Raw genomic sequence first — 25,462 nt, forward strand, 5'->3', positions numbered from 1 at the left:
GCGAGAGAAAATCAGCAACGGCTTTTTGATTTAGAAGAATTGCAAACTTTGCAAAAACAACTTTCTGGCGAATATAAAATCCTCAAAGATGAACGCAAAACTAACTTCAATGTTATTGAATTATTTGCTAGTTGTGGAGGAATGGCTTTAGGGTTAGAAAATGCTGGTTGGCAAACAAAATTACTTGTAAAAATTGACAAAAATTGTGTTAATACCTTTTAATTTAATATCCGTGGATCTAGGTTATTTCGGTTCAAAAATTACTCAAACAGCCAAACAATAATTTTGTCAATAAAGACAAAAATAGATAAAGATATTTGCTTAATTAATTGCCGAGTAACTTGTTATTAATAACTTATTCAGTGTAACTAAAAAATATTTTTCACTTGGAATGAAATTAGTTTGATGCTCGATCGACTTGAGATTTTTTTATTTTCTTTAATTTAACTTTGTAATCGCTTAAGCTTTTGCTAAACCTTTAACCTCGATGGGTATTATTACTCTAATTAATTTAAATTTTTACATAAATTAGCCTATTTCAGATATAAGTTATTTGTATAAGACAAAAGAAAATAGTCGAGGTAGAAAATCTAAAATAATTCTAAAATACCTTGACAAAATATAGAGAAGAATTGATAGTATTTTTGTGGAATCGAAACAAGTGTAGATTTGGGGAGAATTTAAATATTAGTAACATCCTGCTCGTATTGAACTAAATTTTATTGCCATAAGTAGGTAGTTGAAATTAAACGTTTACCTCTATCTCTCGGAAGCATTGCTCTGATGGCGAGCGAAAAAAGTTATTTGACGTTTATTTATACCTACCTACTTGAATGATTAACCGCGAATATTACATCAGTCCTAAATTCAATTGAAGGAAAAATGGACTTGAAGAGATAGGTTGAAATAAACAATGACTTCCAGTAAGCAACCTTTTGAGTTGCCAAGTTTTTATGTGCCTTGGCCCGCACGACTGAACCCAAACTTAGAAGCAGCAAGAGTTCATTCCAAAGCTTGGGCTTACGAGATGGGGATTTTGGGATCGGAACAGGAAGCCGAACAGTCGCCAATTTGGGATGAACGCAAGTTTGACTCTCACGACTACGCCTTGCTGTGTGCTTATACCCATCCAGACGCCTCAGAACCAATGCTCAATCTAGTAACTGACTGGTATGTTTGGGTATTTTTCTTCGACGATCACTTCCTAGAAATTTACAAACGCAGCCAAGATATGGCAGGTGCCAAGGAGTATTTGTACCGACTACGGGCGTTTATGCCTGTAAATCCCCAAGAATCTCCTCCAGAATCAACTAATCCAGTAGAACGTGGTTTAGCCAATCTTTGGTCACGCACAGCACCTAATGCCTCAGAGGACTGGCGGATGCGGTTTTCCGAGAGTACCAAAAACCTCCTGGAAGAGTCTTTGTGGGAACTTGCGAATATCAGCCAAGACCGAGTAGCCAATCCGATCGAATACATCGAGATGCGTCGTAAAGTAGGAGGAGCGCCTTGGTCAGCGAACCTAGTCGAACACGCTGTAGGCGCTGAAATTCCTTCAGAAATTGCCCCGACTCGACCAATGCGCGTCCTTAGAGACACCTTTGCCGATTCAGTACATCTACGCAATGATATCTTCTCCTACCAACGAGAAGTAGAAGATGAAGGCGAAAATGCTAACTGCATCTTAGTTTTAGAACGATTCCTGAATGTCAATACCCAGGAAGCAGCCAACCTCACCAACGAATTACTAACTTCTCGGATGCAACAGTTCGAGAATACGGCTATCACTGAACTTCCTTCCTTATTCGAGGAATTTGGTTTGACTCCCGACCAACGTGTGAAAGTTGTGTTATACGCTAAAGGACTTCAAGACTGGCAGTCAGGGGGTCACGAGTGGCACATGAGATCGAGCCGCTACATGAACCAGAGAGCAGACAATTCTCGATCGCCTACATTCGTTCTCGGCAAACCCACAGGACTAGGCACATCGGCGGCGCGTCTTAGCTCATTAGTTAATAGCTTGGGTTTGAAAAGGTTGAAAAAGTTCACATACGTTCCCTACCAGCCTGTGGGACCGGTGACACTGCCAGAGTTTTATATGCCCTTCTCCACCAGATTGAATCCCCATGTAGATGCAGCGCGGCGGCATGCCAAAGCATGGGCGCGCCAGATGGGGATCTTAGATGTACTGCCTGGTGTAGGCATCTTCATCTGGGACGACCACAAATTCGATGTTGCCGATGTACCCCTTTGCGCTGCATATATCCATCCTGATGCGTCTGGTCCGGAATTAAATTTGACTGCTTGCTGGCTAGTCTGGGGAACCTATAGCGACGATTTCTTTCCCGCGCTTTACGGTCATAGTCGTAACATGGTTGGTGCAAAAGTTTTTCAAGCCCGACTTTCGGCATTTATGCCTCTCGATGGCAGTTCCACACCAGTACCAATCAACCCAGTAGAAAGGGGCTTGGCTAACCTCTGGTCGCGCACAACAGGTTCAATGTCAGCGATCGCCCAGCGAAACTTACGGCAAGCGATCGAGGAGATGACAGGAAGCTGGTTATGGGAACTCGCCAACCAGATCCAAAATCGGATTCCAGACCCGATTGACTATGTGGAGATGCGGCGTAAAACGTTTGGTTCGGATCTGACGATGAGTCTGTCTCGATTCGCCCAAGGTGAGGAGATCCCGCCAGAGATTTTCCAGACTCGAACGATGGAGGGAATCAATAATTCAGCCACCGACTTTGCCGGTTTGACCAATGATATTGTTTCTTATCAAAGAGAAATAGAATTCGAGGGCGAACTCCATAACGGCGTGCTGGTAGTTCAGAATTTCCTCGACTGCGATATACCCCCAGCCGTCGCGGTGGTCAACGACCTGATGACTTCTCGGATGCTTCAGTTTCAACATCTTGTTGCCACTGAACTGCCAGTGCTGTGCGACGATTTCGACCTGGACAAGAGTAGCCGCAAGCAACTGTATGGATATGTTGAGAAACTAGAGCAGTGGATGTGCGGCATACTCAAGTGGCATCTAGAGGTAGACCGCTATAAAGAATTTGAGTTGCGTAATAGTTCGCCAGCTAAGCGTTTACTCCACGGTCCTACAGGGTTGGGGACTTCTGCAACCCGGATTGGATCGTTGTGGGGGGCTAAAGGTTAACTCAAATTAGTTTTTGACAACAGTTAGGCAATGGAGACTAATTATGACAGATGCAGCAAATACCCCTGCGGAAATTCTTGAGAATCAACAACAAATGAGTCTGAGTAAAGAGGGGGCGCGTAATTTAGCCACCACGACGAAAACTCAGCCACAGATGCAAGGCATTACCTCGCGGTGGTTGTTAAAGCTGCTGCCTTGGGTAGATGTGGTTGGCGGTACTTATCGAGTTAACCGTCGGATGACTTATACTGTCGGCGATGGACGAGTCAGCTTTACCACTACGGGCGCTGAAGTGCGGGTAATTCCTCAAGAACTTGGCGAACTGCCCTTGTTACGAGGTTTTGACGATGTTGAGGTGTTAAATGCCTTAGCGGAGCGATTTGTCCAGCAAGAGTTTGCACCGGGTGATGTAATTGTCCAGGCGGGTCAAGCAGCCGATCGCGTGTTACTGATTGCTCATGGTAAAGTCAATCAGATTGGAGCGGGAAAGTATGACGAGCAAACTGTGTTGGGCGTGCTGGCTGATGGAGATCATTTTGGCGACCAAGCGATCGCTCTATCCGAAGATACTTGGGATGTTACCCTAGTCGCCATTACCAGTTGTATAGTGCTGTCTCTGCCGCAACAAGCTTTTGAAGAATTGGTGAACCAATCCGAGAGCTTACAAACTCAGGTCGATCGTTTCCGCACTCTTGTCAATCAACCTAAAAATGAAGAAGGAGAAGCTTCAATTGAGGTAGCTTCCGGACATGAAGGAGAAACAGAGCTTCCTGGAACCTTTGCTGATTATGAAATGGCTCCACGGGAGTATGAGTTGAGCGTCGCGCAAACGATTTTGCGAGTAAATACCCGCATCACTGACTTGTACAGCGAACCGATGAATCAAACTGAGGAGCAATTACGGTTAACTATCGAAGCCTTGCGCGAACGTCAGGAACATGAAATGATGAATAACCGCGATTTCGGGCTTTTGCACAACGCCGACCTCAAACAACGTATCTTTACTCGCACCGGTCCGCCGACTCCCGATGACCTTGACGAACTGATCTCAATTGTTTGGAAAGAACCAAGCTTTTTCCTCGCTCCTCCCCGCGCGATCGCTGCTTTTGGTCGGGAGTGCAACCGCCGGGGACTTTATCCCCAGCCTATTGTGATGGGTAACAGTGCAATTCCGTCTTGGCGCGGTATTCCGATCTACCCCTGTAATAAGATTCCCGTAACGAAAAACCGCACTAGCTCGATCGTCTTAATGCGTGCGGGAGTAGCTAACCAGGGTGTAATTGGGCTACATAAAACTGGTATTCCTGATGAATACCAACCCAGTTTGTCTGTCCGATTCATGGGTATTAACGAGAAAGCGATTATTTCTTACTTAGTTAGTGCCTATTATTCAGTAGCCGTTCTCGTCCCTGATGCACTGGGTATCCTTGAAGATGTGGAAATTGGTCGCTAGGAAGAATGATTAAATACCTGTTTGGCTAGTTACTTGGTTTGAACGTACCCCAACTAAATTGAAGCTCGAGTTGGGGGTTCGTTTCCCAGTCAAGACTTACTAGCTTTTTGGCTAATATCTGAGCGTTTTCTGAGAGTTACCAACTGGGTGCTGAGTAAAACCTTAATCAAATCAAGCAATCAAAATTAGTTAGTTATTAACTACAAGAGTTAGATTATGACAGATGCTTCGAGAGGATCGAATTTAGAATTTGAGAACGAGCAACCGCAAATGAGCTTGGGAAAGGCGGTGGCACGTAATTTAGCAACAACGACAAAAACCCAGCCGCAGATGCAGGACATTACTCCGCGGTGGTTGTTAAAGATGTTGCCTTGGGTAGATGTAGTTGGCGGTACTTATCAAGTTAACCGTCGCTTGACTTATACCCTCAAAGATAAACGAGTTAGCTTTATTAATACTGGGGCTGAAGTGCGGGTAATTCCCCAAGAACTTAGCGAACTGCCCTTGCTGCAAGGATTTGAAGATAGGAAGGTGTTGAATGCCTTAGCAGAGCGATTTGTCCAGCAAGAGTTTGCATCTGGTGAGGCGATCGTCGAGGAGGGTCAACCCGTCGATCGCGTGTTGCTGATTGCTCATGGTAAAGTCAATAAGATTAAGGCGGGAAAGTATGATGAAGAAGCTTTACGAGCTATACTAGCTGACGGAGACTATTTTGGAGACCAGGCGATCGCCGAATCCCAAGATACTTGGGATGTTACTCTCAGAGCAATTACGCGCTGTACGGTGTTGGTACTTTCGCAACAGGCGTTTCAAGAGGTACTTAACCAATCTGAGGCTTTGCAAACTCAGGTAGATCGCTTTAGAGCTAAGTTGAGACAACCTCAGGACAAAAACAATCAAGCGGAGATCGCGATTTCCACAGGTCATACTGAAGAAACCGAGCTACCAAGGACATTTGTTGATTATGACATCGCACCGCGCGAGTATGAGTTGAGTGTAGCTCAAACTATTTTGCAAGTAAACGTGCGAGTTGCTGACCTCTACAGCGAACCCATGAATCAGACTGAGCAACAACTACGACTGACGATTGAGGCTTTGCGGGAACGGCAAGAATACGAAATGATTAACAATCGTGACTTTGGGCTACTACATAATGCTGACCTCAAGCAACGTCTTTTTACCCGCACAGGTCCGCCGACTCCAGATGACCTCGACGAACTGTTCTCTCGACGGAGGAAAACTCATTTCTTCCTAGCCCACCCTCGCGCGATCGCTGCTTTTGGTCGGGAATGCAACCGTCGGGGTATCTATCCTCAAGCTACTGAAGTCAATGGACAGAAAGTACAAGCTTGGCGCCACTGTCCGATCTTTCCCTGCAACAAAATTCCGATTACTAAGGAGCGCACTAGCTCTATCCTCGCGCTTCGTGTCGGAGAAAAACATCAAGGTGTAGTTGGGCTACACAAAACTGGCATCCCTGACGAATATCAACCTAGTTTATCTGTCCGGTTTATGGGCATTAACGAAAAAGCTATTATTTCGTACCTCATTAGTGTCTACTATTCTACAGCAGTTCTCATCCCCGACGCATTGGGCGTTCTCGAAAATGTCGAAATCGGTCTTTAAACTTACCACCAATAAGCAGGTTTAAAGTCCCGTCTTCTCTAGAATAATTAGTCGATATTTACCCCTGAGTTCTCTGGCGATCGCTAGATAAGTTCCGCTAACATTAAACACAAAAACCCTGTGATTTTATCCAGGGTTAGAAGATCGAACCGTACAGCAAGCGAAAATTCGTAATTTTATATTTTGTGAAATTGAGGATGATGAAATGAGTATTGCCTGGGAAAATTCAACGAATAAAGGAACTTCAATGTTAAAGCTTATCCATCAATTTCAAAGCGAATTACTTTTTAAGGATAATTATCTCAATTGGTTTTTCGCGCCATCTTTAATCGACTCTCTTCAAAAAAAACCTCCCAATATTGACGAACTAGAAGTCTTTCAAAGAATTGCTTATTGGTACATCCTTGTTAGAGAAAAGTACGGTGATGAAGTAATTGAAGCCTCAATTAAAGCTGGATGTAAGCAGCTTCTTCTGCTAGGTTCTGGTTATGATACTAGATTTTTTCGTCTGGCTTCTATTCAAAATAACTCAGTTAAAACTTTTGAGATTGATTTACCGGAGACTATTAATGATAAAAAGAAATGCTTAATTGCCAAATTAAAAATTATTCCTCATGGTTTGTCGCTCATTTCTCTCGATCTGAATAAAGATAATCTCAACAGCCTTGTTGACTATGGCTTTGAAAGTGAAATTCCCACAATCTATATTTGGCAAGGAGTTAGCTACTATTTAACCCAAGAAAGCATTGATAAAGTTTTGGATTATATCAAAAAGCAGATGACCCCTAATTCGGTGTTTGTTTTTGACTGTTGTTCGCCGCTAATGACATTTAAAAACGATCGAGTTCCCGGAATAAATTCTAATATCGAGCGACTTGCTGAAATCGGGGAACCCTATCGTTTTGGTATGTATAGCGATGAAATGGAATTGTGGTTAAGAGAGAAAGGTTTTCAAAATATACAAATTTTACAACAAAATGATTTAGAGGAAAGGTTTCTTGAAAGACGAACCTTACCAGATAATATGTGGTATGTAGTCACCATTAAAGCATAGTTACTTAATCATTCATTTGCAATGAGGACGATTTAAGTAACAAATAAATTCTGCGATCGCTGCCGATGTAGGAGCATCATTAATTTTCATCACTGCTACATTCCTCACTCACCGATTGTAATACGAAAAACCAAATTTGGCTTTGGACAGGAAAACCTCTACTCTTCTACGTTTCGGAAAATACTCGAATATTCAATCTTTTTTGGCTAAATTGACTATAGTTTCCAACTCTTACTGAAAATGCTTCTAAAATCTCTCTTTATCGGCAAATTATATCTTAATTGTTCAAGGTTTTAAATCTTCATAAATATTCCTCGACATAAATAATTTTTCGAGGTAAATTAAAAAAAAATAAAAAGTTGTCGTCAGATGAAAAAAGCGGAATTAAACAAGTGCTATCGTTTTGGCATAGTTAATATGACAGCTATTGTAGGCACGATACAAGCAATTTGCGTCGGTGCGGCGATCGCACTCTGGACTAATTCTGCTTCCGCACAACTTGTCCCTGATAACAGTTTAGGAGAGGAAAGTTCGCGGGTACAAAGAAATGCAAACATCAATAATCGGTTAACCGATTTAATTGAAGGAGGAGCAATTCGCTATGAAACTCTCTTTCACAGTTTCTCAGAATTTAATGTTAATCAGGGACAACGAGTTTATTTCGCTAACCCTGCTCAAATTGAAAACATTCTTACTCGCGTCACTGGAAGTAATCACAGCGAAATTTTGGGAACTTTAGGCGTAGTTGGAAAGGCAAATCTCTTCTTAATTAATCCTAACGGAATTATTTTTGGTCCAAATGCGAGTTTAGATATTCGAGGCTCATTTGTAGCTAGTACCGCAAATAGTTTTGTTTGGGATAATAATCTTGAATACAGTGCGACTAACCCCCAAGCGCCACCATTGTTAAGAGTTAACCTTACCCCAGGTTTACAATATGGTACGAGACAACCTGGAACTATTATTAATTCAGGACGATTAGAAGTAGGAAAAAATTTAGCTTTACTGGGCGGTAACGTCTTCAGTAGCGGATTTTTAGCTGCTCCTCAAGGTAATCTTACCATCGCCTCTGTACCTAGTTATGCACGGGTAAATTTAACTCCAGAATTAGGCTTAGAAAGCATTTCTCTTCTCAGTTTACAGCCGGATGTAGCTGGAGGAGACGTAAGCGTCAAAAACGCGATCGCGCAAACAGCAACCTTACGAGCAGAAAACAATTTAATTTTAACAGAAGCTCAGTTAGCAACCGCAGGAAATTTGTCTTTACTCGCTGGAGAAAATGTCCAAATACGCGATACAGTCAATCATCCTTTCATCGCTTCAGCCGGAGAAAATCTCATTATTCAAGGTAACACAGGTATCGAGATTTTCGCTTTAAATCACCCCGAAAGCGGCTTATTTTCCGGTGGAGAAATGATTTTGCGGAGTGCTAATCCAGTTAGAGGAGATGCTCATTATTGGAGTGGTGGCGGTTTTCGCATCGAGAAAATAGACGGTAGTTTAGGAAATTTATCTAGTCCTTTTGACCCTGTAATTCGTTCCTTCGGAGATGTTAGTTTTGATTCATATATTGGCGCATCTTTGCATATTTTAGCGGCAGGAAAAGTTGAAATACTTGGTTTTATTCAAATTACCGGGGCAGATCCTCTTCAAGGTATCGTCGAAACAGTGACTTTATCTGATGGTAATATTATAGCAATTAATGGTCAAATTGAACCAACTTTAGATATTCGTGCCGGAATGAATCCGGCGGCAATTGGCGTACCAGAAATTAGTAATTTGGGCGGGACATTTTTCAATTCTTTTCTGATTCCTAGCTCACCTAATTTAACAAATACTCCTACTAGTGCCGATATTAATCTGGGTACGATCGCCTTTACTGATAACAATTTTAACACTCTCGCAGGACGAGTTTTACTTACTAATCAAGATCGAGCTAATCCTACTCTAACTGGAGATATTCAAGTTAATGCTACCATCGGTAATTTAGTTCCCGAATTAGGAGATTTTGCCTTAGTTACTGGTGGCAATGTTACTATTGACTCTCGCGGTGGCGTAACTTTAAATGGAGTAGTTACAACTTCGGGAATTAGTGGCGATGCAGGTAATTTTACTATTCTTGCTAATGAGAATATTTCAGCGATAGATACAATTACCGCAAGTGTGAGTGGTAATGGCGGACAAATCTCGTTTTTGAGTAGAAATGGTAGCATTAATACAACTAATGGTACTTTAGTTTCGGCTGCAAATAGTGGTAATGGCGGCAAAATTGAGTTAACCGCAAGTGGAGATATTTTTACCGGAAATTTGTTTAGTTTTAATGGCGATTTTGCAAGTTTGCCAACTAATTTAGACAATATTTTTTTGTTTGACAATTTACCAACTAACGGCGCAATTGGTAACGGTGGAGAAATTGCAATTACCAGTAGTAATGGTGCAATCAATACTACAGCCGGAGAAGTAGTTTCTGCTTCTAGTAGCGGTAACGGAGGTAAGATTTTTCTTGATGCTAATAATAGTTTGACTGCGGCTAACATAATTACTGCTGGTGAAATCAATGGCGGCGTAATCAATCTTATTAGTAATAATGGTGTAATTGATACTGTTAATGGTAATTTGTTTTCGGCTGCGAATAACGGTGATGCCGGGAAAATTAGTTTAACAGCAAATAGTAATATTACTACAGCAAATATTGTAAGTTCTAGCGGAAATTTAGTTGAGTTAACTAGCGAGTTTGAGAGTAGTTTTTTACCCGATTTTTTTTCTTCTCCCAGTATAAGTGGTAACGGTGGAGAAATTATTATTTCCAGTAGTAATGGTGCAATTAATACCACAATTGGAAACGTGGTTTCTGCATCGGTTGATGGTAATGGGGGCAATATTTCTTTTAGCAGTAACGAAAATATTGCTACAAGTGACGTAATTTCTAGCAGTATTGCTGCTAATGGTGGTGCAATTCAAATAGTTAGCCAAAATGGAGAACTTGACTTGACAGCAGGAAGTTTAATTTCGGCTACAAATGGTGGTGATGGTGGGAAGATTGAATTAAGAGCGAGGGGAAATATATCCACAGGAAATATTTTTTCTACTAGCGGTAATTTAGCCGAGTTAGGTGCTAATTTTGAGCTAGATTTCTTATCAGATGGTTTGAATTTCAATAACGATCTGGAAATTGGTAATGGAGGAGAAATAGAAATTATTAGCGATAATGGTGCAATTGATACCACGGGAGTTAATTTAATTTCTCTTGCAGCTAATCGAAACGGTGGCAAAATTACTCTTGATGCAATGGGAGATATTAATTTAGGTAATCTCATTTCTGGTAGCGGTAACTTGGAAGAAATTATAACTATTTTAAATACGGGGAATATAGCTCTTTTGGGCTTGACAAATAGCAGCAAAAATGGTAATGGTGGAGAAATAGAAATTATTAGTAGAAACGGCGATATCGCTACAAGCGCAGGTTTGTTGTTTTCGGGTTCAACTAATGGTGACGGCGGTAATATTTTCCTGACTGCACCCGGTAATATTACCACAGCAAACATCTTTTCTATTAGTAATAATGGTAACGGTGGGCGAGTGGAAATCACCAGTGAAAATGGGCTAATTGAAACCAGGGCGAATATTGTTTCTACTTCAACAATAGCTAACGGAGGCGAGATTCTTTTAACTACTGCTGGCGATATCTTTGCTGGTAATTTAATTTCAGGTGGAAATGAAGGTAATGGCGGTCAAATTGAACTAATTAGTAAGAATGGTGAAGTTAACTTGACAAACTTGTTTATAGCTAGTTCTTTAGTTGGCGAAGCAGGTCAAGTTTCAGTTATTTCTGAAGGAAATATTAACGCCGACACAGCAATTATTAATACTTTTGGTAAAACCGCCGGGGGAGCAATTGAACTTAGAAGTAACAATGGTACAATTAATGTAAATTCTAGCATCATTAATTCCGGAGGTTCTGCAAGAGATATTAGTCAATTTCCTATTTTAGCTGAGATTGATTTACCAACACTGCAATTATCATCGCAATTACAAGATGGTGGTGCAATTAAAATATTTGGTAGTGAAGGAATTAATTTAGATACAGTTTTAATTAATGCTTCTGGTGGTACTGGTAGCGAAACAGGTAGATCGGGAGCAACCACTTTTGAGAGTAACGAAACTATATTTTTTAACAATACTATCTTGGATAACGAAACTTTTATCGGAGCTGGAAACGAAATTAATCTTAATGCAGAAAAAGTAATTTTATCAAGAAGTGCGATCGTCAGTGATTCGCGGACAGATATCGGTAGCAATGGTCGCAGTAGCGATATTAATATTCATGCAGTGGAAGTAACGTTAAGTGAAGGTAGTGGAATTATTGTCCAAAACCGGAGCAATAATCCTGGTGGTAGTTTAACAATTAATACCGAAACTTTGTCAATATTTGAGAATTCCATAGTTTCGACGACAACTGATACTCTGTTTCCGGGTGGGAGAGGTGGTGATTTAACGATAAATGCTACTGATTTTATCTTGTTAGACGGTAGTAGCGCCGATTTTGAGTTAGGAATCAACTTATTATTAATAAATTTCCCTTTAGAGGAAAGAGAATTACTCACAGCCGCGATCGCTAGTAGCACTCTTGGTGAAGCCGATGGTGGCACAATTGTCATTAATACCCCAGAATTGACAATCAAAAACGGAGCCGGAATTCTTGCTGCTTCAGCAAATCGCGGTGATGGCGGTAGTATTATTATTAATGCTAACCAGATTCAATTAAGCGGTACTTCTGCTAATCAAGTTATTCCTAGCGGCATTTCTGTTGACACTGTCTTCCCCGATTTTAGTGGGGCTACAGCCGGAGATATAATTATCCAAACTAACCAATTAACTCTTACTAATGGTGCAGTTATTTCGGCTTCTACTACCAGTGATTCTCCAGGAGGAGATATTGAAATTCAAGCCGATCTAATCCAACTGCAAGGGACTTCTGCTGACGGAGAAATTCGCAGTGGAATTCGCGCTCAATCATTTGCTGAGGGAAATGCTGGAAGTATCATAGTTAAGGCGGAAAATGTCTTTGTTGTAGATGAGGGAATAATTGCTGTTAGTAGCGATACCGAATCTAAAGAGGTAGTTAATCTTCTGGCTAGAAGTCAGCAAATTTTGGGATTTTTAGAACTATTTGTTTCTGGCGTTTTCTCTGCTTTAGACATTGAAATAAGTGCCGGTTCCGGAGATGCGGGAATAGTATCGATTGACGCTGAAAATATACTTTTAGATGAACGAGGTGCAATTATTGCCATTACTTCTTCTGGTGAAGGAGGTAATATTAGCTTAGACGTTGACGATCTAGTTCAGCTTCGACGTAATAGCTTAGTTTCAGCTACGGCTGGGGGTACGGGAAACGGCGGTAATATTGATATAAATGCTGAATTTGTGATTGCAGTTCCGGCAGAAAATAGCGATTTAACTGCTAATGCTTTTGCGGGTAATGGTGGTAATATTAACATTAATGCGACCGAAATATTCGGTTTAGAATTTCGTCCGGGAATTAGCGATCGCAGCGATATCACTGTTAGTTCTGAATTGGGTATCGATGGTACAGTTAACTTGAATACTCCCGACATCGATCCCAGTCGCGGCTTAACCGAATTTTCTGAAGAATTACCTAATCCAGAAATTGCACAAAACTGTCAAACAATTGGCGGACAAACTTCTACCAGTAGCTTTATTCCTGTGGGACGTGGCGGTCAACCTGCTAGTCCCGATCGACCATTAAATAATAACAGTGTTGATGTACCGTGGACAAATCCAAATTTTGAGTCATCAAGTTCGTCATCAAATCAAATTGTGGAGGCAAAAGGATGGGTAAGATTAGCAAATGGTGACGTGGTTTTTACTAACAATACTCCTAATTTATCTTTGCCAGGGTGCATGATTCAAGGTTCTCAAAGATGAGTTTAAATGATGATGATTTAAGCAAAAAAAATTTAGAAACTACCATCAGGTTAAGCTTGGTAGAAAATCAGTTGCCAAGTCTCAAGAAACTACGGTTATTTTCTACTCTAGTTTACCTAATTTTAGGAATTAGTTGGAATTCGGTAGCATTTGCCGAAAGTCTAGATGAATTATTGAATAACAAAACTCGGTTGTCAGTACCTAATTTTCCAGAAATTTTTGCTCAAACTCCGAACCCATCAGACTTGCGTCCACCTACTCCAGAAATACCTGATTTCCCTGATGAGATTGAACCTCAGCAACCTCCAGAAACTCCTTTAGAAGTTCCCACACCATCGGAACAATTGCCCGAATCTTTACCAACAATATTAGACAAAATTACGGTTACGCAATTTAATTTTGAAGGGAACACAGTTTTTAGCGATGAAGAGTTAAGAAACCAAGTAACAGAATATACTAACCGGGAAATTTCTTTTGCGGAATTACTCGAAGCGCGATCGCGCATTACGCAACTTTATCTGGACAATGATTATCTAACTTCTGGTGCTTATATTCCTTTGCAACAAAGGCTTTCCGGAGGAAGAGGAGAAGTTACTATCCAAATAGTCGAAGGAAGTATCTCAGATATTCGCATTCAAGGGACAGAAAGATTAAACTCAAGTTATATCCGCGATCGCCTGCGTCTGGGTACGGCTACTCCTCTTAATAAAAATCGCTTAATTCAAGCTTTGCAACTATTACAATTGGACTCGCGAATTAGTAATATTTCGGCGGAACTTTCTCAAGATATAGAACCAGGTAAAAGTATTTTAGATATTCGGATTGAAGAAGCAGATACTTTTAATACTTTTGCCTCAATAAATAATGGACGCGCCCCCAGTGTCGGGAGTTTCCGTCGTGGTGGCGGTTTAGTCGAAGAAAACTTGTTAGGTTTTGGCGATACCCTCTTTTTTAGTTACAATAATACCGATGGTAGCGATAACTTTGATGTTAGCTATACTTTACCCGTAAATCCTCGCGACGGTACGTTAAGTTTTGGCTACGGAACAACTTCTAGCGATGTAATTGAACCACCTTTCGATGATTTAGATATTGATGCCGAATCGCGTTATTATCAGTTAAGTTTCCGTCAACCAATTTGGCGATCGCCAACCGAAGAATTTGCTGTTGGGATTACTGCTTCGCGTCAAGAAAGTGAAACCTCGCTGTTAGATATTCCTTTTCCTCTCTCTCCTGGGGCAGATGACGAAGGACGCATTCGAGTCTCCGCCCTGCGCTTTTTCCAGGATTGGCGACAACAGGGATCTCGTTATGTTTATGGAGTGCGATCGCAGTTTACCGTCGGCATTGATGCTTTTGATGCCACAATTAATGATAATGCCCCCGACAGTCAATTTTTTGCTTGGCGAGGACAAGGACAATTAGTTTATTTATTAGGAGAAAATAATGGCAATCCACCTTTAGCTACCACAATGGTAGTTCGCGCTGACGTGCAATTTGCCGCCCAAGAATTACTTTCTTTAGAACAATTTGCATTAGGAGGTTTTAACAGTATTCGCGGTTATCGTCAAGATGCTTTATTAACCGACAATGGTGCATTTTTGTCCGCAGAAATACGTTTCCCAATAGTGAGAATTTCCGAGTGGGAAACAGCAATCCAACTAATACCTTTTCTCGAAATTGGTACAGGTTGGAATAACGGCGCAGACAATAATCCCGACCCTAGCACGTTAGCCGCGATCGGTTTAGGATTACAATTAATTCAGTCCGATCGTTTTAGCGCTCGTTTAGACTGGGGTATTCCGCTTATAGAGTTAGATTCTACTGAAAGAACATGGCAAGAAAACGGCATTTATTTTTCCGTCGAATTCTATCCTTTTTGAGGCTAATAAAATCTCAGTTAGCTTCTTGGTTATCTAAAAAAGTAGCTTATTTATCTTTACTTTTAAGCCTTTTTGTGCTAGCTGCTTTCTTGCCAGTAATCGCTCAAGAAACAGTTTCACAAAATTCGTCTTCTACTACTATTTTAATTAAACAAGCAGAAATCAACTATAACCTGGGTGAATATCAGCGAGCAGCAGAATTATTGCAACAAGCCACAAATGAATTAGAAAATAATCGTCAACTGCAAGCTATTGCTTTAACTAATCTTTCCTTAGTTTACCAGCAACAAGGAGAATGGCAGTTAGCCCAAGCAGCAATTAATGAAAGTTTGACTATTTTACAGCAAGATACTAAAAATAATTTAGCCTTATTAGCACGAGCCTGGGAAGTCCAAGGCAAACTTCAACTAGCAATTGGAAAAGCCAGCGAAGCTATTACAAGTTGGCAAAAAGCTATAGACAACTACGAAAATATTGAGGATAAAGAAGGTAAAATTCGGACGAAAATTCATCAAACTGTTGCTTTACAAGAATTAGGTTTGTATCGCGAAGCTTTCAAACAACTCACTACAATTAAACCAGAAGAGATAGAAGCTAATTTGGTTCGAGGGGCTTGGTTACGAAATTTAGGTAATATTGTGCGTGTAGTCGGTAATGTTAACGAAATTGAAAGTATTTTACCAACAAATATTTGCCAGTTAAAGGAAGAAGAATCGACAGATTACTTAAAAATATCTGAGTGTTTATTACGAAATAGTTTAGCAACTATAGAAATAAGCAATTCGCCACAACTTAAAGCCGAAGTTTCACTCGACTTAGGTAATACTTATACGGCGATGTATCAACGCGCTAAAGACGCATTTCAGCGTGCAGTAACGCAAAGTAATAATCCAAACAAACAATGGGAATTAATTAAACAAGCTATCGAATATTACGAAAAGGCAGAAAATACTACTAATTTACTGCTTACGCTTCTCCAAGCCCAAATTAATCAACTAAGTCTTTTGATTGATTTCCAGCCACAGTTAGCTAAGATAAAAGATGAATTAGTTCGGCAAGAAGCAACAACTTCTATTCACAGACAAATTGAGCAAATACCAGATATTTTCGCAGAAATAAATAATTTATCTATTAGTAAATCAGCAATTTTTACTCGTATCAACCTAGCTAAAAGTCTGATTAATCTCGAAAACTATTCACAACCAGAATTAATCGAACAACTTTTATTGCAAGCTATCGAAGAAGCGAGAACTTTAGCCGACGTGCGAACCACAGCATACGCTCTTGGTACTCTTGGTAAGCTATATGAAGAACAAAAACAATGGGAACAAGCTTTAGAGAAAACCCAAGACGCTATTAGACTAACTGAAGAAATTCAAGCACCAGAGCTAGCATACCAGTGGGAGTGGCAGTTGGGAAGGTTGTTGCGAAATCAAGGAGAGATTGAGAGTGCTGTTGCTGCTTACGAAGTTGCTGTTAAAAACCTAGAACTGTCTCGTCAAAATTTTCTCATTCTTCAATCAGAAGAAAGATTTACTCTCCAAAATTCTCTAAATACTTTTTACCGAGAATTAATTGCTTTATTATTACCAAAAGACGACCTAAATCCCGACCAGGAAAACCTTCAAAAGTCTATTTATTATATAGAGTCACTCCAATTAGCAGAATTAGAGAATTTCTTAAAATGTAATTTAACAGATATTGAAACCGTACAATTAGAACGTAAAGATAGAGAAGATGAGCCAGTAGCACAGTTAATGGAGCGAACGAAACTATTTTTAAACAAAGCTCCAAAAACGGCAATAGTATATTCAGTAATTTTGCCAGACCATTTAGTAACTATACTTCAACTACCTAATGATAACAAGCTAGTTTATAGTTCTTCTAATAAAGATAGTTCAGCAGTTCAAAAATTAATTAGCGAGATTGATAATGTCCTAAAAAATACTTTGGCTATAAATGAAATTAAAAGAAAAGTTAAAGAGTTATACGATATTTCTTTACAAGGAGTTGAGCAAGAATTAAAAAGAGCAGGAATAGAAACTTTAGTTTTTATACTTGATTCTTCTTTGAGCCGTATACCAATGGCAAGTCTTTACGATGGACATCAATATTTAGTAGAAAATTACGCTTCTGTTTTAACTTCTAGTATTCAGTTTCTCAAACATAAACAGTTTACGAATAATCAATTAAAAGCTTTGATTGTCGGAGCTATAAAACAAAGACAAAATTATGATTCTTTGGAAGAAGAAGTTCCACAACAAATAAATAAAATTAAAGAAAATCTATCCAACTATGACATTTTAGATAATGGTAAATTTACGAAAAAAGCTCTTCGAGAAAAATTTCGATCTTCAGTTTACGATCTAGTTCATATAATTACACATGGTCAATTTAGTTCCGATCCCAAAGAGACATATATTATTACTGATGATGATTCTCAAGAATTCAACGAATACTCTATCAATATCAATGAATTCAGTAATTTACTTCAAACTAGAGACCAAAGTAAGTTGATAAACCTACTTTTTTTTAGTGCTTGTGAAACGGCATCCGGTGACAAGCGAGCAGTTTTAGGTATTGCAGGAACGGCAATCAGGTTTGGTGCAAACGCAACCATAGCAACTCTCTGGAATGTAAAACAAGAAGAAACTACTGATTTTGTAGATGAGTTTTACAGCAATTTAGTAAAAAAAGAGTTAAATATAGCACAAGCACTAAGGCAAACACAAATAACCATGATCGAAAGTGATAATTTTGAAATACGTCATCCTCGCAACTGGGCATCATTTATTATGGTAGGTTACTAATTTGTATTTGTCAAAAACAATGACTATTAATGACTATCTTAGCTACAACATTCAGTTAATTTTTCTTCTGCTAATTCTTCTAAGTCAATATCTGGATCTTTCAAAAATTCAGTTAATATTGCTTTACCTTTTTGAGGATCGAGAGGCATGATTTCTGTCAATATTGTAGTTAAACTTTCATGCCATAAACCATCTTTCGCATAAATTATTAATCGCTCTTCTGGTGTTCCTGTAAGTGAAGATATATCATCAAAGTTAGGAATAACTCTTTGATACTTACCAGTTACATAAATATTTTCTTGTTGCGAATTGCAAATAACAGTTAAAGACCAAAAATAATCTTGATTAAGCTGTAAAAGACCTACTGTTGGTGGTAGCGAAATTCTAATAATACCTGGAGTCCCAGTTAAGGAAAACTGTTCGCGATAAACTTCTTCATCTTGATAGTCTACTAATTGAAATTCTACCGAAAGACCTGAAGCATTATAAGGAACATAAAACCAAAAGATAGGATTTTCTTGAGATGTTAATGCACGCAAAGAATCATTTTTAAAGCCAGGTACTAAAGCGGTGAGAGGTTTTTCTACAGGTGAACATTTCTCCTCGCCGTAGTCTGGTTTTGTTGTTCTATCTCCGGGTGCATCGTCTTTAGCAGTGAGATCGCGAGGTACGAAATCTAAGCCAATGCTATCGTTTTCTTGGGCTTGAGCAACAAAGTTATTAGTTCTCGCTTTAATCCTGTATTGAGTGTGAACTAAGCTTATTTGTTCTGGTAAATAATTAGAGCCTAATAAACTAGCAATCAAAGTAATTTGTAAATGACGTTTAATAAATTTCATAGTCTAATTTAGTGAAGATAAATTAATTATTTTTTCTATTTTAATGTCATGTATCCTTTGACAGATATACCAGTTAGTAGCATAGCTATAACTGTAGGAACTAATGGTATCCAACCTCCATAATAACTCAAGAAAAACCAGCACGAGCTATATAGCATAACTAAACTTATACTACCAAAGAAAACTAAATGTACTATTGATTTGGTATTTTTCTGTTCGAGTAAATTAACTTTTAAAACAATAAAACTTACGATCAAAGACCAACTCCAAATCCAAAGGAAATCTCCTGGCAAATTCCAAGTCCAAATTAAAGGTAATTCGCCTTCAACTATGCTAATAAGATGACTTACCATTTGAGCTTGAAGAAATAAGTTAGGTAAAGGTAATTCATTTTTATAAGGTGTCTTAAAAGTATTATTGCTGCTTCCATCTCTACCAATTAAAACAATTTTGTTTTTTACATCCTCAAGAGAGAGTTGGTTATTGAAAACATCTGTAACGGATTTGACTTTAGCAATATCCTGAAGATAATTGTGATAAGGACGATAGTTAAGCATTACTTGAATACCTTTGTCTACATCCGGTTCGAGTGTTTTACCTGAATTTGTATTTGAGCGATGATATCCACCTCTATGAAGTTTTAAAGGAGCGAAAATATAATTGCCTATTTTAATAAACTTATCTTCTTTTCGATCATTTCTTTGAATATTTTCGGCTTTCAGGTAGCTAAGTGCTACCTTGAGGCTAAAAGCTTCAACTTCTTGTTGCGCTTTACAGGGTTTTGGATCTGGTAATGTCATTAACAATAGATGACGACGAACGACTTGATCGCGTGGATTATGTACAACATCGCCAAAACCAATCCTTTCTGAAGGAACATCAGTAGGAGCATATTTGGCTCCATCTTTTTCAGTTTCACCACTACATAATGCAATGAAGGAACCTTTTTGGAAGATAGATTTGAGATTTTTATATAAAGGATCTATACTTCCTTCCCGGTGAATATTTAAACCAATAACTCTGGGCTGATACTGTTGTAATTTTACTAAAAGGCGTTCTAAATTTTTATCGGATAAACTTCTTGCGCCTTGTCCTGTAGATTCTGGAGGTTGTTGTAGAAGTTTGAGATCTTCTTTAGTCACGCGGACAACTAAAATTCGATCGTCTGGTTCTTTAATAGGTCGCTGTTGCATGAGATGGTCGTAAGCAATAAGTTCCAAAGTTTGTAACTTTCCTTGCCATCTTCCCCACATAATCAAGCTTGTAATGATTAAGCTAGCAATAATTGCTACTCGAAGTTTACGCCATCTGGATCTGTTTTTTCGACGATCATTTTTCTTAGTTACTGTATGTTTTCTATGCGGCAGGCTAAGTAGCGAATTTTCCTCACTGATACTACTCAACTCTTCCCAAGTAGGGGGCAAAGTAGCGGGATTTTGGCAAATAACGGGCAACCAACTGGCGCAGGGAAACTCGCGCTCCAAGGCTCGAAGCCGATCGCGTGCCGATCGCACCGCCAGATAAAATGATTCTCCACTCGCAAAGGCGGTGAGGAAATACTTCAGAAACTCTTGAGCGACGCGATCGGGGACGAGTTCCCGCATGACAATCGTCAGGGGGATCTGGCGATCGCCAATCCGTTGTGCTAGCCCTAATCCGTCGCAAGAGTTGAAAATCGCTAACTGCAACCCTCTTTCTACAGCTTTTTTTAAGCCTATCCACAATTCATCTGTGGTAATAAATTCATCGGGATTGATATAAATTCGACCTTCATCTCCCTCAGTCAAGCTATGCCCAGCAAAAAAGATAATATCCCAATCTTGTTCCCAAAGGCGATCGTTTATTTCCAAATAACTTGGTTCCACTAAAAATGTTACTTCTGCATTCGGCAACTTCTTCAATAATTGTCGGTCTTTTTGAGTATCAATTCCTTCCTGGTGACCGAGAATTGCTAAAATTCTAATTCGTAATTTACCTGTTATTTGCTGAAAACGATCGGTGCGTCTGTATTCCGGCGGACTTAAACCAACCTCTGCTTTTCCATAACTCTTCACAAAATCCCAGAGATGCCAAGGAAGCTTTTGTAATTGACGATCCTCAGTCCGAATTAATACCCGAATTTCCTCTTCCCGACTTAACTCAGAACGTAATTCTCGATCTATTTCTCGAAAACTCTCAGCTTCTAACCAATCCTTAAACTCGGCTTCCAATTGTTTTGCTGACTCTTGACACTCTCTCAAATTTATCGCCCCTTCATTAATAATTTCCGTTGGTTTAATGCGATAAGGCGCTCCCAAAGGGCGATATTTTTCTAACCAATGTTCTTCTAAGTGGGTGGCTAATTCCGGATTTGCAGGTAACTCCTTTGTCATTTCTAGATCGGGGCGCATTCCTTCAACCCCAATTTCTAGATGCACTCGAAAGCCTTGCTCTTCGAGATTACCTTCTAATGTTAATACGACTAACTTACCCATCATCGCCACCTTAACTCTTTACTAGGAAAACTGAGAATTACGGACGAATTTAAAATAATTACCAACCATCTAAATCCTAAACTCATTTTTTTTCATTCCGCAAGTCTCTTTTTAGGTTCAGATTAAGTTCAAATTAGGTTCAAATTAAGTCTAAACTATAAACTCTTCGGTCAAGATCGCATCACCTAAGTTTACTTGGACGCTAAAAATTTCTCCTGTTTCAGCAGTAAACTTAAACTTAATGCTCTTACTACTTCTAGCTTGACTTTTCATGACTTCTTCTCCTTTGCTATCCAGTATACATAGCTGCAAGTTATCTGGTAAATAAGTATTTTCACCAGTAGGAGATATCTGTACCCAAATTGCCATTTCTGGTATTGCTTTTGATTCTAATCCCACTAATAAAGCAATTCGTTCGCCAGCATTTTCTAACTCTAAAACTTTACCTCGCTTAATGCCATCAGGACTATTGTTGACTAATTTTTTATTCAACACTCCTGGACTACGAAAATTAAAGGCTAGTTGGTTTAATTGTGGCTGACAAAGTTCTTCAATTGTTTGCCAACTAGCAGTAAATATATCTTCTATCCAGTCGCTTAAATGTACTACGGGTGGCAATTTGTCAATTAATTCATCTAGCGGTTTAAACTGACTAAGTAGTAGCTTAGCTGTAGTCACTTTGGCAACAAAGCCAACGATAGTAGCTTCAGTTAAAGCTTGATTCATCTGCACTGCTATATAGCCAATTCGATCTGAGCATACTTCGAGTGGTATTTCGCAAAATTCCGCTTCAGGTAGGACAAAACGACACTCTAATTTACCAATATCTTTTACCTCTAAATCAGCAATATTTCCTAGGGTTTGCATTGCTGGATGCCAACTATCGCTAGCAGCTAAATTTGTCTCAATCCCTAAACATTTGAGATGGAAATTTACTGCTAATACCGCTAAAGTATTGAGATAAACTTCTTTTCTTTTTTGCGGTTGTGAGTGAAAGCTACGAAACTTTTGGGCTTGCTCGTGGTCTTTGATTGTAATTGGTACGACGAGCGGATAATTTTCTTTGTTTAATGAATAATCTGTTTGGTATTTCATCATTTTTCTGGTTCTGGTGGGAACTGTATCTATTGAAAGTGTTCTTGAAATAAAGGAGCGAATTTTTTTAAGCAACGCTGATAAAACCGACTTAGAGTGGACACACTAATTGACAAACTAGAGCTTATTTCTTCCCAGGAATAACCGTCTGTTCGCCTGAGAAAAATAGATTGAAAATTAGCTCCTGGATGAGAACGGATATGCGTTTCTCGAAAAATACCCTCTGAATCTTCTTCAACAAAATGTTTGACTTCTTCGGAAAAAAAATAATTTTGTTGTTCGTTTACTTCTAGAGAATCATTTATTTCTAATTCATCTATACTTAACCTTTTAATTTGTGCTGGTTCTATCCGCTGATGTGCAATTGGCATGAATTCGCGGCTTGCTTGAATAAAAAATCTTTTAAAGTAAGGTTTTATCCACTGTAATACTTCCCCTTTTTCAGGATTATAATTGTTAATGTTTTGACAAATATAGAGAAAAAGTTGTTGTTTAGCTTCGCTGAGAATTTCCTCATAAAAACCTTTAAAACGACCTGGATAAAGACAGGGAAGTACGCGAGGGCGTTGCATAACCCTAATTAGTTTATCCAAGGCTTTGCGGCGCTTTCTGCTTCCTGGAGAGTACCTCTGGACTTCTAAAGCTAGCTCTTTTAAGTATTGGTCTAGTTCGCTCATATCATTGGGAATATACACCCTTCACCTCAGTTCAATCTCAATTGCGTTGCTGACCTCTATTAAGTTCTCGGTTTTCCAGGCTGGATTTTGTGCCAATTTACTAAAAGTTTACGAAAGTTTATAAAGCCTAGGCAGGGGAGAGGGTAGCCACGGGGGGCTACCCCTACATTTCGCGATCGCCAACTGTAAAGTTATGTAAAAAGATCGAGCTTTTGCACAAAAGTCACCCCTCAAAAACGAGTGCTAAGTAGAGGGTTGCGTAAATTTACTCATCGCCTCACCACTGAGAGTAGGTATTTACCATGATTTTGATTCGCGAATTGGTCAAACAAGCTTTAGCCACTGGCTATCTAACTCTGGAAACAGAACAACAACTGAGACAGTTGCTACAGAGAACCAAGTATGGAAGAGAAGACTTAGACGCTTTTATGTGTTTACAAGAAGCGGCGATCGCGGGTCAAGTCCAGCAAGAATCTCGCCAATTATTCGGTTCATAGCCACTTCGAGATATTTTTCTAACACCAAACATCCTTATTTTCTTCGATTTAAATCTCACCAAAAAGTTAGCCTGACAACTACCATGAAAAATCAATCAATCCAGGGTCAAACAATGAAACAACTAGCAACTTTCTCCACAAGCTTGTCTTTAATCCTAATGGTTGCATCATCTGCTTCAGCACAATCCATCGATTTCGAGACAATTAACGAGCAATTATCTGACGGTAGTCTCAATTTAGATGATATAAAAAGTGATAACCAGTTGTCGTCATCAGACCTAGAAAAATTTATCAATTTTGAGGGAATTGATGGGATATTACCTGATGGTAGTGAGGCTTTAGACGACATGAAAATTACCGATCAGTTTTCATCTTTAGGTATTACTTTTGGTATTGATGCTAACCTTGATGGTATTAATGACCCCGGTAAATCGCCAGTTTTGGAAGCCGTTGGTTATAGTAAGAAAGATCCTAAATCTGGCTTTGCAAACGGTCATCTCAGTAAATTAGATGTAGCTGCACCTTCATTTGAATCACGATTAGGAAGTTTCTTTTTGAGAACCGATACACCCAAGAAGACTATCAAAGAGCAAAACCTTTTAATCACTTACAATTCTCCCACATCAGGAGCATCAGGAGAAATTTGGGACATTGATGGTGGAATACGTGGAACAGAACAATGGAGAATTGAAGCACTTGGTCAAGATTTATCAGTTATTGACTCAATTCTTAGTCCGTTAGGAACAACACTTACTCTTGATGCTAAACCTTGGTTATGGTCTTTCGATCGAGATGTTGCTGACATTAATGCTATTCGCTTTAATTTTGTTGGTACGAAAAAGAACGTTGCTGGATTAGCTTTCGATAATTTTTCAGTATATTCTGTTGAGAATTCCGAAAAAGTTCCCGAACCAACTTCTGTCTTAAGTTTATTAACTTTTGGAATTTTCGGGACGATGCTGCTGAAGCGCAAACAGAGAAAAACTCCCAAAGAGTTAGGTATTAATTAATTGCAATTTCCCTTCTAACTGTTGCCATACCTAACTTCATTTTCAACTCTACAAATCAACTCAATCGGACAACTACCATGAACAATCAATCAATCCAGGGTCAAACAATGAAACAACTAGCAACTTTCTCCACAAGCTTGTCTTTAATACTAATGGTTGCATCATCCGCTTCAGCACAATTCATCGATTTTGAGGCAATTGATGGCATATTACCTGATGGTAGTGAGGCTTTAGATGACCTGAAAATTACCGATCAGTTTTCATCTTTAGGCGTTACTTTTGGTATTGATGCTAATCTTGATGGCATTGCTGACCTCGGTAAATCGCCAATTTTGGAAGCCGTTGGTTATAGTAATAAAGATAAAATATACGCCTTTTCCAACGGCAGTATTGGTAAAAAGGATACGGTTGCACCTTCTTTGGAATCACGATTAGGCAAGTTCTTTTTGAGAGCAGGAGAAGTTGGGAAAACGAAAAATAAAAAACAGTTAAGTCTTCTCATCACATACGATTCTCCCACATCAGGAGCCTCTGGTGAAATTTGGGATATTGATGGTTCAGATGATTTTAAGCACGAACAATGGAGAATTGAAGCACTTGGACAAGATTTATCAGTTATTGATTTTGTTGATAGTCCAATAGGAGGTAAAGACGTTAATTTGGATGGAAAACCTTGGTTTTGGTTTTTTGAGCGAGATGTTGCTGATATTAACGCCATTCGTTTTAATGCTATAGGTTCAAGAGATGCTAAACATACAGGATTAGCTTTCGATAATTTTTCAGTACGTTCTGTTGAGAATTCCGAAACAGTTCCCGAACCAACTTCTGTCTTAAGTTTATTAGCTTTTGGTACTTTCGGGACGATGCTGCTGAAGCGTAAACAGGGAAAAACTTCTGAAAAGTTAGGAATTAATTAATTCCAATTTCCCTTC

At 39.2% G+C, this 25,462-nt stretch carries 15 protein-coding genes; 11 read left to right on the forward strand and 4 right to left on the reverse strand.

Annotated elements, in window-relative coordinates; genetic code table 11:
• Positions 1-48: 48 nt before the first annotated feature.
• From G3T18_RS12255 to G3T18_RS12290, 8 genes are all read left to right on the forward strand, one after another.
• Entirely contained in the window at positions 49-222 is a 174-nt protein-coding gene (locus G3T18_RS12255; RefSeq protein WP_224410843.1) for a DNA cytosine methyltransferase, read from the forward strand.
• A 691-nt stretch (positions 223-913) separates the two neighbouring features.
• Positions 914-3,166 carry a family 2 encapsulin nanocompartment cargo protein terpene cyclase gene (locus G3T18_RS12260; RefSeq protein WP_224410844.1) on the forward strand — a complete coding sequence of 751 codons (2,253 nt, stop codon included), beginning with the start codon at positions 914-916 and terminating at the stop codon, positions 3,164-3,166.
• Between the two features lie 43 nt (positions 3,167-3,209).
• Positions 3,210-4,619 (forward strand): family 2B encapsulin nanocompartment shell protein, encoded by a 1,410-nt coding sequence (locus tag G3T18_RS12265; RefSeq protein WP_224410845.1) that lies wholly within the window; start codon positions 3,210-3,212, stop codon positions 4,617-4,619.
• A 216-nt stretch (positions 4,620-4,835) separates the two neighbouring features.
• On the forward strand, positions 4,836-6,245 hold the full coding sequence (locus G3T18_RS12270) for a family 2B encapsulin nanocompartment shell protein (RefSeq protein WP_224410846.1): 1,410 nt from the start codon (positions 4,836-4,838) through the stop codon (positions 6,243-6,245).
• 205 nt (positions 6,246-6,450) lie between these two features.
• The gene (locus tag G3T18_RS12275; protein WP_224410847.1) at positions 6,451-7,299 is read left to right on the forward strand and encodes a class I SAM-dependent methyltransferase; all 849 of its coding nucleotides are present in this window, start codon (positions 6,451-6,453) and stop codon (positions 7,297-7,299) included.
• Between the two features lie 417 nt (positions 7,300-7,716).
• Positions 7,717-13,245 (forward strand): two-partner secretion domain-containing protein, encoded by a 5,529-nt coding sequence (locus G3T18_RS12280; protein WP_224410848.1) that lies wholly within the window; start codon positions 7,717-7,719, stop codon positions 13,243-13,245.
• Entirely contained in the window at positions 13,242-15,128 is a 1,887-nt protein-coding gene (locus G3T18_RS12285; RefSeq protein ID WP_224410849.1) for a ShlB/FhaC/HecB family hemolysin secretion/activation protein, read from the forward strand. Before G3T18_RS12280 ends, G3T18_RS12285 begins: the two co-directional genes overlap by 4 nt.
• Entirely contained in the window at positions 15,080-17,938 is a 2,859-nt protein-coding gene (locus G3T18_RS12290; protein WP_224410850.1) for a CHAT domain-containing protein, read from the forward strand. Before G3T18_RS12285 ends, G3T18_RS12290 begins: the two co-directional genes overlap by 49 nt.
• 38 nt (positions 17,939-17,976) lie before the next feature.
• Here the strand turns inward: G3T18_RS12290 and G3T18_RS12295 are convergent, their stop codons facing one another.
• The 4 genes from G3T18_RS12295 to G3T18_RS12310 all read right to left on the reverse strand — a co-directional run bounded on the left by G3T18_RS12295 (position 17,977) and on the right by G3T18_RS12310 (position 23,041).
• Positions 17,977-18,777, reverse strand: a complete 801-nt coding sequence (locus G3T18_RS12295; RefSeq protein WP_224410851.1) for a DUF928 domain-containing protein — start codon at positions 18,775-18,777, stop codon at positions 17,977-17,979.
• Between the two features lie 35 nt (positions 18,778-18,812).
• Positions 18,813-21,254: a CHASE2 domain-containing protein gene (locus tag G3T18_RS12300; RefSeq protein WP_224410852.1), complete on the reverse strand. Its 2,442-nt coding sequence runs from the start codon at positions 21,252-21,254 to the stop codon at positions 18,813-18,815.
• A gap of 147 nt (positions 21,255-21,401) precedes the next feature.
• Positions 21,402-22,349 (reverse strand): DUF1822 family protein, encoded by a 948-nt coding sequence (locus G3T18_RS12305; RefSeq protein WP_224410853.1) that lies wholly within the window; start codon positions 22,347-22,349, stop codon positions 21,402-21,404.
• Between the two features lie 26 nt (positions 22,350-22,375).
• Positions 22,376-23,041: a sigma-70 family RNA polymerase sigma factor gene (locus tag G3T18_RS12310; protein ID WP_224410854.1), complete on the reverse strand. Its 666-nt coding sequence runs from the start codon at positions 23,039-23,041 to the stop codon at positions 22,376-22,378.
• A gap of 284 nt (positions 23,042-23,325) precedes the next feature.
• Here G3T18_RS12310 and G3T18_RS12315 point away from each other — a divergent pair, with 284 nt between their 5' ends.
• The 3 genes from G3T18_RS12315 to G3T18_RS12325 all read left to right on the forward strand — a co-directional run bounded on the left by G3T18_RS12315 (position 23,326) and on the right by G3T18_RS12325 (position 25,447).
• The gene (locus G3T18_RS12315) at positions 23,326-23,520 is read left to right on the forward strand and encodes a hypothetical protein (protein WP_224410855.1); all 195 of its coding nucleotides are present in this window, start codon (positions 23,326-23,328) and stop codon (positions 23,518-23,520) included.
• Between the two features lie 158 nt (positions 23,521-23,678).
• Positions 23,679-24,530, forward strand: a complete 852-nt coding sequence (locus tag G3T18_RS12320; protein WP_224410856.1) for a PEP-CTERM sorting domain-containing protein — start codon at positions 23,679-23,681, stop codon at positions 24,528-24,530.
• A gap of 152 nt (positions 24,531-24,682) precedes the next feature.
• Positions 24,683-25,447, forward strand: coding sequence for a PEP-CTERM sorting domain-containing protein (locus G3T18_RS12325; protein WP_224410857.1), 765 nt, complete (start codon positions 24,683-24,685; stop codon positions 25,445-25,447).
• Positions 25,448-25,462: the final 15 nt, after the last annotated feature.

The sequence above is a fragment of the Oscillatoria salina IIICB1 genome, from assembly GCF_020144665.1.
Taxonomy (GTDB): Bacteria; Cyanobacteriota; Cyanobacteriia; order Cyanobacteriales; family SIO1D9; genus IIICB1.

What these genes read in the sequence shown, in the direction of transcription:
- G3T18_RS12290 (WP_224410850.1), top strand. Translation starts at nt 15,080, where the DNA reads ATGGCAAGAAAACGGCATTTATTTTTCCGTCGAATTCTATCCTTTTTG.
- G3T18_RS12315 (WP_224410855.1), top strand. Translation starts at nt 23,326, where the DNA reads ATGATTTTGATTCGCGAATTGGTCAAACAAGCTTTAGCCACTGGCTAT.
- G3T18_RS12265 (WP_224410845.1), top strand. Translation starts at nt 3,210, where the DNA reads ATGACAGATGCAGCAAATACCCCTGCGGAAATTCTTGAGAATCAACAA.
- G3T18_RS12320 (WP_224410856.1), top strand. Translation starts at nt 23,679, where the DNA reads ATGGTTGCATCATCTGCTTCAGCACAATCCATCGATTTCGAGACAATT.
- G3T18_RS12270 (WP_224410846.1), top strand. Translation starts at nt 4,836, where the DNA reads ATGACAGATGCTTCGAGAGGATCGAATTTAGAATTTGAGAACGAGCAA.
- G3T18_RS12295 (WP_224410851.1), bottom strand. Translation starts at nt 18,777, where the DNA reads ATGAAATTTATTAAACGTCATTTACAAATTACTTTGATTGCTAGTTTA.
- G3T18_RS12300 (WP_224410852.1), bottom strand. Translation starts at nt 21,254, where the DNA reads ATGATGGGTAAGTTAGTCGTATTAACATTAGAAGGTAATCTCGAAGAG.
- G3T18_RS12285 (WP_224410849.1), top strand. Translation starts at nt 13,242, where the DNA reads ATGAGTTTAAATGATGATGATTTAAGCAAAAAAAATTTAGAAACTACC.
- G3T18_RS12305 (WP_224410853.1), bottom strand. Translation starts at nt 22,349, where the DNA reads ATGATGAAATACCAAACAGATTATTCATTAAACAAAGAAAATTATCCG.
- G3T18_RS12260 (WP_224410844.1), top strand. Translation starts at nt 914, where the DNA reads ATGACTTCCAGTAAGCAACCTTTTGAGTTGCCAAGTTTTTATGTGCCT.
- G3T18_RS12325 (WP_224410857.1), top strand. Translation starts at nt 24,683, where the DNA reads ATGGTTGCATCATCCGCTTCAGCACAATTCATCGATTTTGAGGCAATT.
- G3T18_RS12275 (WP_224410847.1), top strand. Translation starts at nt 6,451, where the DNA reads ATGAGTATTGCCTGGGAAAATTCAACGAATAAAGGAACTTCAATGTTA.
- G3T18_RS12280 (WP_224410848.1), top strand. Translation starts at nt 7,717, where the DNA reads ATGACAGCTATTGTAGGCACGATACAAGCAATTTGCGTCGGTGCGGCG.